This is a genomic window from Brachybacterium halotolerans subsp. kimchii (assembly GCF_020792675.1).
Lineage (GTDB): Bacteria > Actinomycetota > Actinomycetes > Actinomycetales > Dermabacteraceae > Brachybacterium > Brachybacterium halotolerans.
Genome location: NZ_CP086254.1, coordinates 2,401,271 through 2,413,436 on the forward strand (window position 1 = coordinate 2,401,271; position 12,166 = coordinate 2,413,436).

Sequence of the window (12,166 nt, forward strand, 5' to 3'; positions counted from 1 at the left end):
GGCTGACATGTCGTGGATCGTTCTCGTACTCTCGGGCCTGATGGAAGCCGTGTGGGCCACCGCCCTGGGGCGCTCGGAGGGCTTCAGCAGGCTCACCCCGAGCATCGTCTTCGCCGTGGGGCTGGTGCTGAGCATGGCCGGCCTCGCCTTCGCGATGCGCGACCTGCCCACGGGCACCGCCTACGCGGTGTGGGTGGGGATCGGCGCGACCGTCACCGTGCTCTTCGCAATGGTCACGGGCGCCGAGGCCGTCTCGGTGCTGAAGGTGCTGTTCCTGGCTATGATCATCGGCGGCGTGATCGGTCTGAAGATCAGCGGCTGAGGCCCCGCGGGCCGTCACCGCTCAGCTGCTCGATTCCTCCGCGAGGCGCGCACGCACGAACCCCGCCACGGCGTCGAGGATCTGCTCGTCGATGCCGTGACCGAGGGTCGGCGAGAGCTCCTCGGTGAGGCGCGCATGACGCTGCAGCCAGTCCCTGACCTGCGTCTCCATCGCCGCGTCGAACAGCGGGTCCTGTCCGCCATGGCCCCAGAGCACGGGCACATCGCGCTCGGCGAGCGCCGCATCGCCCGGGAGCTCCGCGGGGAACGGGGCGCCCGAGAGCGCGACCGCCCAGTCGAGGGCCTCGGCCCGCCGTCGCAGCAGCTGCAGGGCCAGCACGGCGCCCTGCGAGAAGCCGATCGCGCCGATCACGCGCCCGGGGGCCACGCGGTGCGCCCAGTGCTCGAGGGCCACGGCGGACTCCTCGAGCAGTCCGAGGTCGTCCGCGCCGAGCGGCGGCGGCGCCAGCCAGGCGAAGCCGGGCCCGCAGGCGAGGACTCCGCGCAGCGACGCATAGACCATCCCGCCCGGCAGCATCGGCGCGAGGGACAGCAGATCCTGCTCGTTGCTGCCCAGTCCGTGCAGGAGGATCACCACGCGGTCCTGCGGACCCGGCGCGTGCGGGAAGAAGCGCACCGCGCTCACGTCGATCCGCGCGGGCCCCTCGCCGATGCGCTCGACGGGCGGGAAGCCGAAGGGGTTGGGCCGGTTCATGGGCTGCTCTTGACTCATCCGATCTGTCTCACCCGATTCGTGTCATCAGATCCGTGTCGTCCGCTCCGGTTCAGCCGACGTCGGGGAGCGTCGCGCGCAGGGCGTCGAGCTCGTCGCACAGCTCGTCGGCGAAGGACACACTGTCGTCGCCGTCGGTCCAGGTCGCATACGCGTTCTTGAAGGCGAGCAGCCCGATCTCCGCGGCGAGCGCGGCCGTGCGGGGAGCGATGCCGCGCTCCTCGAGAGCGCGCGCGGTCTCCGCCGCGAGTCCCACATGCTTGAGCTGGTCGCGTTCGCGCAGCTCGGCGCTCGCCGCGATCACCGCGCGCAGTCTGGGCCCCATCTCCCGGCGCTCCGGGGTCATCGCCTCGCTCGCGCGGAGCAGTCCGGACTCGACCGCGGTCAGGGGCGAGGCATCGTCGGGCGCCGCCGCGACCCCCTCGCGCAGCAGCTGCGAGAGGGACTCCTGCCCGGCCGCGAGCACGTCGCGCTTGTCGCCGAAGTGGCGGAAGAACGTGCTGCGGGTCAGGTCCGCGGCCTCGGCGATCTGCGCCACGGTGGTCGCGTCGTACCCCTGCTCGGAGAACAGGCGGATCGCGGCGGCGACCAGGCGCTCTCGTGCATCGGGTTTCCAGCGGGGCATGGAAGGGGACTCTACCGTCCGACCGGGTGATCGCGCCCGCCGACGGTCCGGGCCCTGGGCCGGACCACGCCATGGGGCGGCCGTCCCATGATCACCATCCCCGCTGGCAGTGGCGGTGTGGACGGCTCATCATCACCCGATCCGCCACCTGATGCGATATCCGTCGCTTCGGGTGTACGGTGACGGTACACATGTCGCATCAGGCGGCATCCTCGATAGGACTCATCATGAAGGTCTTCGTCACCGGCGCCACCGGGTTCATCGGATCCGCCGTCGTCCCCGAGCTGATCAGCGCAGGACACGAGGTGGTCGGCCTCGCGCGCTCCGAGCGCTCGGCCGCTCGGCTCCAGGAGCTCGGAGCCTCCTCCCTCCCCGGCGACCTCACGGACCTCGACGCCCTGCGCCGCGGGGTCGCGGCGACCGATGCCGTCGTGCACCTCGCCTTCAGCAACGACTTCACGGCGGTCGAGGCCGGGGTCGACGAGGAGTCGCGCGCCGTCCATGCCATGGGCGAGGCGCTGGCCGAGCGCACGCGAGGCTCCGCCCCCGCCGCGCACGACGGCCCGGCCTTCGTGATCGCCTCGGGCACGCCCGCGATCCCCGGCCGCGTCTCCACCGAGGACGACCCCTACCTCGCCGAGGGCCCGATGGCGGCCCGCGCGCGCACCGCCCAGTACGTGATGGACCTCGCCGCGCACGGCGTGCGACCCGTCGCGGTCCGACTGCCGCGCTCGGTGCACCAGGCGCACGTCCGCTACGGCTTCGCGTCCATGCTCATCCAGGCGGCCCAGCGCAGCGGAGTCTCCGGGTTCGTCGGCGACGGCGACCAGCGCTGGCCCGCCGTGCACGTGCAGGATGCCGCCCGACTCTTCCGCCTCGCCCTCGAGCGCGCCGACGCCGGATTCCAGGCGCAGGCCGTCGCCGACGAGGGGGACGCGATGCGGGACATCGCCGCCGCGATCGGCGACACCCTCGATCTCCCCGTGCGCTCCGTCGACGCGGAGACCTTCGGGTTCCTGGGTCAGATCTTCGCCCTCGACCAGCCGGCGAGCAGCCGGAAGACCCGCTCGACACTGGGCTGGGAGCCCACTCACCCCAGCCTCCTCGAGGACCTGCGGACCGGCGGCTACCCCGCCTGAGCGGCGCTCCGGGGGGCGCCCGCTCCGGCGCCTCCCCCTCCCCGCCCCACATCGTCACGCGATCCCCGCGGCCCTCCCTCCTGGGCCGCGGGGATCGCTGTGTCCGGGTCTCCACGCACGCTGGTGACTCACCAGACACCGTGCACTCTATGCAAACGTGCACTCGGTGCATATTGTGGTGCGCGTCGTCGGACGACGGACTCCCGAGTCCCCGGAACCCGCTGGTCGCGGGCCCCGGAACCCGATCCCCGTCGGCCGACCCCCGGAACCATCAGGAGAGGTGCGATGTCCCCGACAGACACCCAGACCCCGCGCGACGCGGCGGCGACGCCGGATTCGGCGCCGCCCTCGGACGCGGCGGCGACCCCGAGCGCGCCGTCGGCCCCGAAGAAGCCCGGGCTGCGCGAGCGCAAGCGCGAGGAGCTGCGCCGACGCATCGAGCGCGCCGCCCTCGAACTCATGCTCGAGCACGGCTTCGACGACGTCACCGTGGAGATGATCTGCGAGAGCGCGGACGTCTCGCGGCGCACGTTCTTCAACTACTTCGGGTCGAAGGAGGCGGTCGTCGTCGGCCGCGATCCCGGCCCGCTGCCCGAGCACGTGCAGGAGGCGTTCGTCGACGGCCCGCGGGGCAGCATCCTCGCGGATCTCGTCCGCATGCTCCTGGCCGTGATGACCACCAAGCCGCACGACGTGGATCAGAAGGTCTGGCGTGCCCGCCTCGAGCTCATCCGCAGCGACAGGACGCTCGCCAAGGCGATGGCCGACAAGGTCGCCGCGAAGAACCGCGACCTCGAGGACCTGGTCGCCCGCAGGATCCGCAAGCGCTACGGCGCCTCGGGCACACCGCCCGGACCAGGCGGCGCAGCCGCCGACGGCCAGCCCGACCACGACGGCGCGGACGCCCCCGCATCGAATCCCGCGGTCGAGGCGCTCATCACCCGGCAGACCGGCTTCATCGTCGCCATGTGGTGGGGCATCGCCCGCTACGCCATCCAGATCTCCGTCGAGAACCCCGACATCGAGGACCGCGAGCTCATGGAGTCGCTCCTCGACACGTTGACCCTCATCCAGGAAGCAGAGCTATGACCGCCACCCAGACCGCAGCCCCCGCGGCGCGCGGAGCGCACGGGCAGCCCGCCGCTCCGACCGCGCCGTCCGGCACGGCTCCGTCCACCAAACTCGTCCCGCTGTTCGCGGGCCTTCTCATCGCGATGTTCATCGCGGCGCTCGACCAGACCATCTTCTCCACCGCCCTGCCCACGATCGTGGGCGACCTCGACGGCGTCGACCAGATGCTGTGGGTGACCACGGCGTACCTGCTGGCCTCGACGATCATGATGCCGATCTACGGCAAGCTCGGCGACCTCATCGGACGCAAGCCCCTGCTGATCTTCGCGCTGTCCGTGTTCGTCGCCGGCTCCCTCGTGGGCGCCGTCGCCGGCAACATGGGCGTGCTCATCACCGGCCGCGCCATCCAGGGCATCGGCGGCGGCGGGCTCATGCTGCTCGCCCAGGCGATCATCGCCGACGTCGTCCCCGCCCGTGAGCGCGGCAAGTACATGGGCGTCATGGGCGCCGTGTTCGGCCTGTCCTCCGTGGTGGGGCCGCTGCTCGGCGGCTGGTTCACCGAGTCGCTCAGCTGGCGCTGGGGCTTCTGGCTGAACATCCCGCTGGGCGCGATCGCGATCCTCGCGGCCGTGTTCTTCCTGAAGCTGCCCAAGAAGTCGCAGCGCGCCCGCCTGGACGTGTTCGGCATCCTCACCATGGCGATCGCCGTGACCTCGCTGATCCTCGCGACCTCGTGGGGCGGCAACACCTACGAGTGGGTCTCCTGGCAGATCATCCTGCTGTTCGTCTCCACGGCCGTGTTCGGCGCCCTGTTCGTGCTCGCCGAGCGCTACGCCGCCGAGCCGATCATCCCGCTGCACCTGTTCCGCAAGCGCAACTTCGTGCTCACCACGATCGCCGCCCTGGTGATCGCGATCGCGATGTTCGGCGCGATCGGCTACATGCCCACCTACCTGCAGATGTCCACGGGCGTCTCCGCCACGGAGTCCGGCCTGATGCTGTTGCCGATGGTCGGCGGACTGCTGATCACCTCGATCGCCTCGGGCCAGATCGTCTCGCGGACCGGCCGCTACAAGTGGGCGCCGATCCTCTCGATGCTGGTCGCCGCACTGGGCGTGTTCCTGCTGTCGACCATGACGACCGACACCGCGACCTGGGTGATCATGTCCCACATGTTCGTGCTGGGCGCGGGCCTGGGCATCGGCATGCAGAACCTCGTGCTGATCGTGCAGAACACCTTCCCCGCGGCCGAGGTCGGCACCGCGACCGCCTCGAACAACTTCTTCCGCCAGATCGGCGCCTCCCTGGGCTCCGCGATCGTGGGCTCGGTGTTCACGAGCCGGCTGACGGACCTGCTCAGCGAGCGCATGCCCGCACAGGCGGCCCAGCAGATGGGCGGCAGCGGAGACACCAACTCCCTGACGCCGGCCGTCGTGGACAAGCTGCCCCAGCAGATCCAGGACATCGTCGTGGGCGCCTACACCGACGCCCTCACCCCGATCTTCCTGTGGCTGGTCCCGCTGCTGGGCGTCGCCTTCGTGATCGTCTTCTTCATCAAGGAGGTCCCGCTGGCCACGACCGTGGGCGCCTCGGGGATGACCGAGGGCGAGGCCGCTGCGGCCACCGCCTCCGGGCCCGGGTTCTCCGCGACCGGCGCGCCGGCGAACGGTCTTCCGGCCGACGGCGCCGCACTCGCGGCCCGCACCGAGCGCGAGGACGATCTGCGGCTGGGCCTCGTGCTCTCCCTCGTCATCCAGCGCGCCCATCGGGCCGACGAGGACTCCGAGCTCACGCGGGCACTCGCCCACCTCGCCGGGGACCGACCCGGCAGCACCGCCGAGCGCGCCGACCTCGCTGTGCGCTCGCTGGTCACGCCGGCCGCCATCGCCCTGCTGCGCGGGGCCGGGGCCGACGTCGACGCCGCCGATGCCTCCCGCGGTCGGCACCGTGCACCGCACGCCGCCGACCTCGACGCCACCGGCGCGGCCGACCCGGAGCACCAGCACGAGAGCCACGACGCCCACCGGGCAGACGGCAGCGCGCCCCTCATGTCCCCTCACCTCGCCACCCAGTCCTGAGCGGCGCCCGACACACCTCGCCGCCCCGTCCGGGCGGCACCCGAAAGGACACATCTGATGACTCGTCGACTGATCGGAGCGATCGCCTCGCTCCTCGCCATGATGGCCGGGCTCTGGCTCGTGCTCTCCCCCTTCGCCCTGGGCTTCCAGAAGAAGGACGCCGACTGGACCGACGCGACCCTCACCGACGTCTGGACCGGCCTCCCGCTGGCCCTCGTCGGCCTGATCGGCGTGATCGTGTTCGCGGCCGCGCTCGGCAAGCACATGGTCCAGGCCAGGTTCGTCACCCCGCGCCCCGCGCCCCAGCAGGCGCAGTACGGCCAGCAGGACCCCACCCAGCAGTACGGCCAGCAGCAGTACGGCCAGCAGCAGTACGGGCAGCAGCAGTATGGGCAGCAGCCCTCCCCGCAGCAGGCGTACGGCCAGCAGGGCTACGCGCCGCAGGGCGCCCCGGCGGCCCCCGCGACCTCGGAGCGCTCGCGTGAGATGGATGCGATGCTCGAGCCGCTGATCGCGGCCCTGGCCCGCGACATCGAGCGCGAGGAGCACACCGCCTCCGCCGCCGCGGAGACGCCCCATCACCGCGAGTACGGCCGCGCCGCCGTCGGCACCGACACCGGTGCTCAGGCCGCCGTCCCCGCCGAGCGCTGAGCGCTCCCGAGCATCCAGCGCCCACGTATCCAGCGCTCCGGCGCGCGCTTCCCGCGCACGCAGCCAGCGCAGTCTCGCCTCAAGGAGAATCCTGATGACCCAGATCTCGCACACCGCCCCCGCCGGCACGGGCTCGCACGCCCAGCCCACCTCACCCCAGACCGCGCCCCAGAGCGCCGACGCGGCCGGTTCCACCCTCCCGACCGGCTCCACCGGTTCGTCCGGCTCGACCGCCTCGCTCGACCGCGCCGAGTCCGTCTCCGCCGTCAGGGCCGAGCCGATCAGCGTGCTCGACAAGGTCGGCATGGGCATCCTGGGGCTGCTCACCCTGAGCGGCCTGTGGATGATGCTCGCGCCGTTCCTCACCGACACCCAGAAGCGCGGGGCCGACTGGTCCGTCGGCACCACGAACGACTTCTTCGTGGGCCTCGTGCTCGCGGTGGTCGCACTCGCGGCCCTGGTCGCGGTCCTCGCCGGCGGACTCTCCGCCGTCGCCCGCCGCGCCCGCGCCCGCGCCGCCCGCACGGAGGCCTGAGCCCCGTCCGTCGGGCCCGATCCGGCGCCCGACAGACCTGCAGTGCTGCGCAACGGTCGTTATGAGCCCTCATAACGACCGTTGCGCAGCACTGTTCGCATGCGCGGGCGCGGGCGCTCCACGGGTCGCGCGCGTCACGGGGTCGCAGCGGACCCCTTCCCGGCGCGTCCGACACCTCGCCCCGCTCGTCACCTCGCCTCTCGCCTCGCCCCTCATCGCTCTCATCCGCCCCTACTCCTGCCCCTCCCCCTCCTCGACCACCCGCACGGTCCCGGCGCCGCCGTCGATCCTCACGCGCTGCCCGGTGCGCAGGCGATGGGTGGCCGTGCCGGTCCCGAGCACGGCGGGGATGCCGTACTCGCGGGCGACGATCGAGCTGTGGCTGAGCGGCCCGCCCACGTCGGTGATCACGCCGGCGGCCATGGCGAACAGCGGCGTCCATGCCGGGGTGGTGATCGCGGCGACCAGGATCTCGCCGGGTCGGAAGTCGCGGAACTCGCCGGGTCCGGAGAGCACATGGACGGGCGCGGTGACCGTCCCGCCGCTGCAGCCGATGCCCGTGAGCACGAAGCCTTCTTCCTCGGTGCCTTCACCCTCGCCCTCTCCGACCGACGGCATCCAGCGGTCGAATCCGTGCCAGATCGAGCGCTCGGGCAGCAGCTGCGGGGGCGTCGCGAGCTTCTGGCCGCGCCAGATCACCCGGCGGTCCTCGATGATCCCCGCGCGCGTGGGCAGGGCCTCCGCCCCGCCGTCGAGCGCGCGGCCGAGGTCGAGCAGCTCGTCCCGGCGCAGCCAGAACACGTCGTCGACCTGCGCGATCACGCCCGCCGAGACGAGGCGTCGGCCGATCTCCCGCAAGGCGCGCCGCGCCGCGGGCCAGCCCAGGCCGATGCCGGCGAGCGCGTCCTCACGGGCGGGCGCGAGCTCCTGGGCACGGCGCAGCAGACGCTGGAACACCCGGCGCAGCGGCGATGGGAGGTGCGCGGAGATCGTCGCGGCGCCCTCCTCCCGGTCCCGCGCCGCCTTCTCGCGGCGCCCGCGCGGATCCGCCCCCTCCCCGCGCAGGTACATCCGCAGCACGTCCCACAGCAGCTCGGGGGTGTCGGCGGCGACCGGCTGGGCGAGGTCCAGGGTGTAGGTGGCGTGGCCGTGCGCGGCCAGATGGGCGGCGAACCGCTCGCGCCACTGCGCCCACACGTCCTCGTCGACGCCCTCCGGACGCTCGTCGGGGACCGCGTCGGAGGCCTCGAGGGCGGAGGCGAGGCTCTCGTGCTCGCGCGCCCATGCGGCGAGGTCGTAGAGGGACTGCTCGGCGCGGATCGGCTCGCTCTCGAAGCCGAACAGGAGGGTCTCCGGGCGCGGGTCCCCGGGCCGGGCGACGCGCCGGCAGAACGCCGTGAGCGCGGACTCCGCGATCACCACGGGCGGGATCACCGTCTGCACGGACGTGTAGTAGGCGAACCCCGCGGAGACCAGGCGCTCCACGCTCTCGAGCAGCGCCACGGCCCCGGTCGAGCGGGCGTCCGCCCCGGACTCCTCCTCGACCACGCGCCGGTACCGCGGCAGCGCCGTCGTGCGCCAGTAGCGCGGCCCGCCCACGCCGCCGTGCAGCAGACGGGGCACGAGCAGCCCGGACCGGGCCGTCATCCCGGCCATCGCGGCGTTCGTGTACCCGTAGTAGGCGTAGCCGTTGATGGTCGTGAACTCGACGCCCTTGTCCCGGAAGACGCGGCTGCCGCTCGCATCGGTCACCGTCGCGATCATCTGCTCGATGACGTGGGCGGCGGTGAGGTCCGCGAACAGCGGCGTGAGCGGGTCCGGCATCTGCTCGACGATGCTCGCCCGGAAGTAGCCGGCATGGCGACGGGGCACGGGCCAGGACGTCGGGGCGGGCCCGGCCGGCGCAGGGAGGCCGACGATGGGCCGCGCCTGCGTGATGACGAAGCCGGTGCCCGCGCGCGCCCACTCCACGTCCTGCGGGGCGCCGTAGTGGTCGGTGATCCGTGCGCCCCAGGCGGCCAGATCGAGCGCGGCGGCGTCGTCGAGCACGGGGGCGCGCCGCTCGTCAGGGCCGACGGGGACTGTCCGGGTGCCTCCATCGACCGGGGCCCCGCCCGTCCCCGTCCCGCCGGCCGGGGCGGCCGGCACCACCATCACCGTCTTGTCCGCCGTGGAACGGGACGCGACGCGGCGGCGCAGGGTGTCGACCACCAGGTCGTCGGTGTCGACCTGCCCGGAGACGACGGCCTCCCCGAGGCCCCAGGCGGCGCTGATGAGCGTCTCGGAGCGTCGGCCGTTCTGCGGGTTCACGGTGAACATGACGCCCGCCGAGTCGGCGGGGACCATCTCCTGGACGACCACGGCGAGCGCGACCTCGGCCGGGTCGATGCCGCGGCGCGCGCGATAGGCCAGCGCCCGGGCGGACCACAGGGAGGCCCAGCAGTCGCGGACGGCCCGCAGCAGCGCGGCGTCGCCGGTGACGTGCAGGTACGTCTCCTGCTGTCCGGCGAAGCTCGCGTCCTCGAGGTCCTCCGCGGTGGCCGAGGAGCGCACCGCGACGGGTGCCTCGCCCAGCGTCCCGCGCGCCGAGAGGAGCTCGCCCCGCAGGTCGTCGGGGATCTCGGCGCCCGCGAACAGCGCGCCGACCTCGTCGCTCGCCCGGTCGGCGGCCCCGGTGTCGTCGGGGTCGAGGTCGCGGACCGCGTCGAGCAGCCGCTCCCGGATGCTTGCGGTCTCGACGAACCGCCGGTAGGCGCCGGTGGTGAGCACGAAGCCCGGTGGAACGGGGATGCCCGCCTGCGTGAGCTCGCCGAGGTTCGCGGCCTTGCCGCCCACCTCCGCGACGTCCTTGCGTGAGATGTCCTGGAACCCGCGGACCGTGCGGTCGACCATGGCGCCTTCTTCGACGGTGCGCCCGGGGTGGGGGCGCGTGGCGCCAGCGAGCGTAACCCCGCGTCGACCGGGTGACCACCCACCGCGCAGCCGGCGGCCACCCGCAGCGCGGGGGTGCTCGCGCCGTCCGATGTCGTCGTCCGCCGTCGCCGTCCGCCCTCGTCGTCCGCCTCTGCTAGCGTCGCGGCACGCCGTACCGTCGGCCATCGATCCGAGGAGGGCTGGCCCCGCCATGCAGAAGGACGCCCCTCACAGCACCCCGCACATCGAGCAGACTCGCACCCACCACGAGGACCGTTCGCTGGACGTGCGCATCGGCCACCACGAGCTCGTGCTCAGTCAGCGCTACGAGGCCGCGAGCATCGCGAACGACGTCCTGATCGGGATCTGGTTCATCGTGGGCTCCATCTTCTTCTTCTTCGCGTCGATGATGACGGCGGGCACCGTGCTGTTCCTCATCGGCTCGATCCAGATGACGATCCGCCCGGCGATCCGCCTGGCGCGGCGCTTCCACCTGCAGCGCGTCAGCGGCCGACCGCTGCCGCACGCGATGGACTTCTGATGACCCGGCTGAAGGACTCCACGCGCCTGCGCCTGCTGCTCGCGATCGTGGTGGGCGGTGCCCTGGGGGTCCTGCTCTGGCTCGCGACCGACCGCGTCCACGCCACGATGATCGCGATCACCGTGGGCGAGACCGTCTTCCTGGTCACCTCGTGGCTCTCGCTGTGGCCGATGGACGCCGAGCAGACGCGGCGCAGCGTGGGCCGGGAGGACCTGCGCCCCTCGGCCGACGAGGCCCTCACCGCGGGCGCCTCCGCGCTCGCGGTGATCACCGTCGTGGCCCTGCACCTGGGTGCTGCGGGCCCCAGCGGGGCATCCACGATGGGCGCGATCATCACGCTGGTGGGTGTGTTCGGCGCCTGGGCGTGCGTGCACCAGACCTACGCCGTCCACTACGCCCACCGGTACTACGCGACCGGCGGAGGCCTCGACTTCGGCGACGACGAGCCGCCCGCCTACTCGGACTTCCTCTACGTCGCGTACGCGGTGGGCATGACCTACGGCGTCACCGACACCGGCGCGGTGGACCGCGGCATGCGCAAGATCGTGCTGCGCCACGGCCTGGTCTCGTTCGTGTTCGGCCTGGTCATCCTCGGTGCGGCCGTGAACCTCGTGGCCGGGGTCTTCGGGCTCGGCTGAGAGGGCCCGCCGGGCCGTGCTCGATCCTCCGTCCGACGTCAGGGCCGACGAGCACGACGGCGCGACCACCGCCCCTGCCGGTTGCCGCCGGCCGCACGTCGCCGGTCATCGATCACACGTCGCCGGTCACCGGTCACCGATCACCGGTCGCCAGTCACCGTTCGCCGGTCAGGCCCGCGCGAGGATCGCGACCAGGAAGTCGTCGGCGGCGGGCCGCAGGTCCCAGCTCGAGAAGCGCTGCTGGAGGACGAGGCCCGCGGACTCGGCGTCGACCGCGAAGTCCTCGAAGGCGTAGCCGCGGCCCGCGCCGAAGCCGACGACGAGGCGACCCTCGGGGGCGAGGTGCGCGGCGAGGCGCTCGAGGGCGGGTCGACGCTCGGCGGCCGAGAGGAAGGCGAGCACGTTCCCCGCGCTCACCGCGAGGTCGAAGACGAGACGCTCACCGGTGCCGGAAGGCGTCGTGCGCTCCCCGCCCTCTCCGCGGTCCCCTCCGTCCTTTCGCAGGTCCAGCTCGGCGAGGTTCTGGACCTCCCAGCGCGCCTGCGGATGGTCCTCCCGGGCGACGGCGATCAGCTCGGGATCGAGGACGACCCCCACGAGCTCGTGGCCGGCGGGCAGCAGGTGGGCGGCGAGCCGGCCCGTGCCGCAGCCGGCGTCGAGGATGCGCGCCCGACGGGGCGCCATGGCATCGATCAGTCGCGCCTCGCCCAGGATGTCGGTGCCCTCGGCGGCGATGCGCCGCCAGCGCTCGGCGTAGCGGCGGGCATGGTCGGGATCGCGGCGCACGGCCGCGTGCCAGAGGTTCTCGTCGGGACCGCCGGGTGCCGCGGGGCCGTCGGATGCCTCACGGCCGGTCGCAGAGGAATCGGCGCCGGGCTCCGACGGCGGCGTGGGCTGCAGAGGAAGGGAGGGCATGCCTCC

Annotated in this window: 12 protein-coding genes; 8 read left to right on the top strand and 4 right to left on the bottom strand. The window is 73.0% G+C overall.

Going from position 1 to position 12,166, the window contains the following annotated elements; all coding sequences use genetic code 11:
* Positions 1-7 precede the first annotated feature (7 nt).
* On the top strand, positions 8-322 hold the full coding sequence (locus Bra3105_RS10840) for a DMT family transporter (RefSeq protein WP_228356708.1): 315 nt from the start codon (positions 8-10) through the stop codon (positions 320-322).
* 21 nt (positions 323-343) lie between these two features.
* Here the strand turns inward: Bra3105_RS10840 and Bra3105_RS10845 are convergent, their stop codons facing one another.
* On the bottom strand, positions 344-1,036 hold the full coding sequence (locus Bra3105_RS10845) for an alpha/beta hydrolase (RefSeq protein ID WP_228356709.1): 693 nt from the start codon (positions 1,034-1,036) through the stop codon (positions 344-346).
* A gap of 70 nt (positions 1,037-1,106) precedes the next feature.
* On the bottom strand, positions 1,107-1,679 hold the full coding sequence (locus Bra3105_RS10850) for a TetR/AcrR family transcriptional regulator (RefSeq protein ID WP_228356710.1): 573 nt from the start codon (positions 1,677-1,679) through the stop codon (positions 1,107-1,109).
* 227 nt (positions 1,680-1,906) lie between these two features.
* Here Bra3105_RS10850 and Bra3105_RS10855 point away from each other — a divergent pair, with 227 nt between their 5' ends.
* The 5 genes from Bra3105_RS10855 (at position 1,907) to Bra3105_RS10875 (ending at position 7,153) form a co-directional block, all read left to right on the top strand.
* Entirely contained in the window at positions 1,907-2,818 is a 912-nt protein-coding gene (locus Bra3105_RS10855; RefSeq protein WP_228356711.1) for an SDR family oxidoreductase, read from the top strand.
* A 285-nt stretch (positions 2,819-3,103) separates the two neighbouring features.
* The gene (locus Bra3105_RS10860) at positions 3,104-3,907 is read left to right on the top strand and encodes a TetR family transcriptional regulator (RefSeq protein WP_228356712.1); all 804 of its coding nucleotides are present in this window, start codon (positions 3,104-3,106) and stop codon (positions 3,905-3,907) included.
* Positions 3,904-5,967 (top strand): MDR family MFS transporter, encoded by a 2,064-nt coding sequence (locus tag Bra3105_RS10865; RefSeq protein WP_228356713.1) that lies wholly within the window; start codon positions 3,904-3,906, stop codon positions 5,965-5,967. Before Bra3105_RS10860 ends, Bra3105_RS10865 begins: the two co-directional genes overlap by 4 nt.
* A gap of 57 nt (positions 5,968-6,024) precedes the next feature.
* Complete coding sequence (locus tag Bra3105_RS10870) at positions 6,025-6,618, top strand: SPW repeat protein (protein ID WP_228356714.1); 594 nt, start codon at positions 6,025-6,027, stop codon at positions 6,616-6,618.
* A gap of 94 nt (positions 6,619-6,712) precedes the next feature.
* Positions 6,713-7,153: a hypothetical protein gene (locus tag Bra3105_RS10875; RefSeq protein WP_228356715.1), complete on the top strand. Its 441-nt coding sequence runs from the start codon at positions 6,713-6,715 to the stop codon at positions 7,151-7,153.
* A gap of 231 nt (positions 7,154-7,384) precedes the next feature.
* Here the strand turns inward: Bra3105_RS10875 and Bra3105_RS10880 are convergent, their stop codons facing one another.
* Positions 7,385-10,045 carry a PEP/pyruvate-binding domain-containing protein gene (locus Bra3105_RS10880; RefSeq protein ID WP_228356716.1) on the bottom strand — a complete coding sequence of 887 codons (2,661 nt, stop codon included), beginning with the start codon at positions 10,043-10,045 and terminating at the stop codon, positions 7,385-7,387.
* Between the two features lie 232 nt (positions 10,046-10,277).
* Between Bra3105_RS10880 and Bra3105_RS10885 the strand changes: the two genes are divergently transcribed.
* The gene (locus Bra3105_RS10885; protein ID WP_228356717.1) at positions 10,278-10,607 is read left to right on the top strand and encodes a YrhK family protein; all 330 of its coding nucleotides are present in this window, start codon (positions 10,278-10,280) and stop codon (positions 10,605-10,607) included.
* The gene (locus tag Bra3105_RS10890) at positions 10,607-11,245 is read left to right on the top strand and encodes a DUF1345 domain-containing protein (RefSeq protein WP_228356718.1); all 639 of its coding nucleotides are present in this window, start codon (positions 10,607-10,609) and stop codon (positions 11,243-11,245) included. Before Bra3105_RS10885 ends, Bra3105_RS10890 begins: the two co-directional genes overlap by 1 nt.
* A 168-nt stretch (positions 11,246-11,413) precedes the next feature.
* Here Bra3105_RS10890 and Bra3105_RS10895 read toward each other — a convergent pair whose 3' ends face one another.
* Positions 11,414-12,160 (bottom strand): class I SAM-dependent DNA methyltransferase, encoded by a 747-nt coding sequence (locus Bra3105_RS10895; RefSeq protein ID WP_228356719.1) that lies wholly within the window; start codon positions 12,158-12,160, stop codon positions 11,414-11,416.
* Between the last annotated feature and the right edge of the window lie 6 nt (positions 12,161-12,166).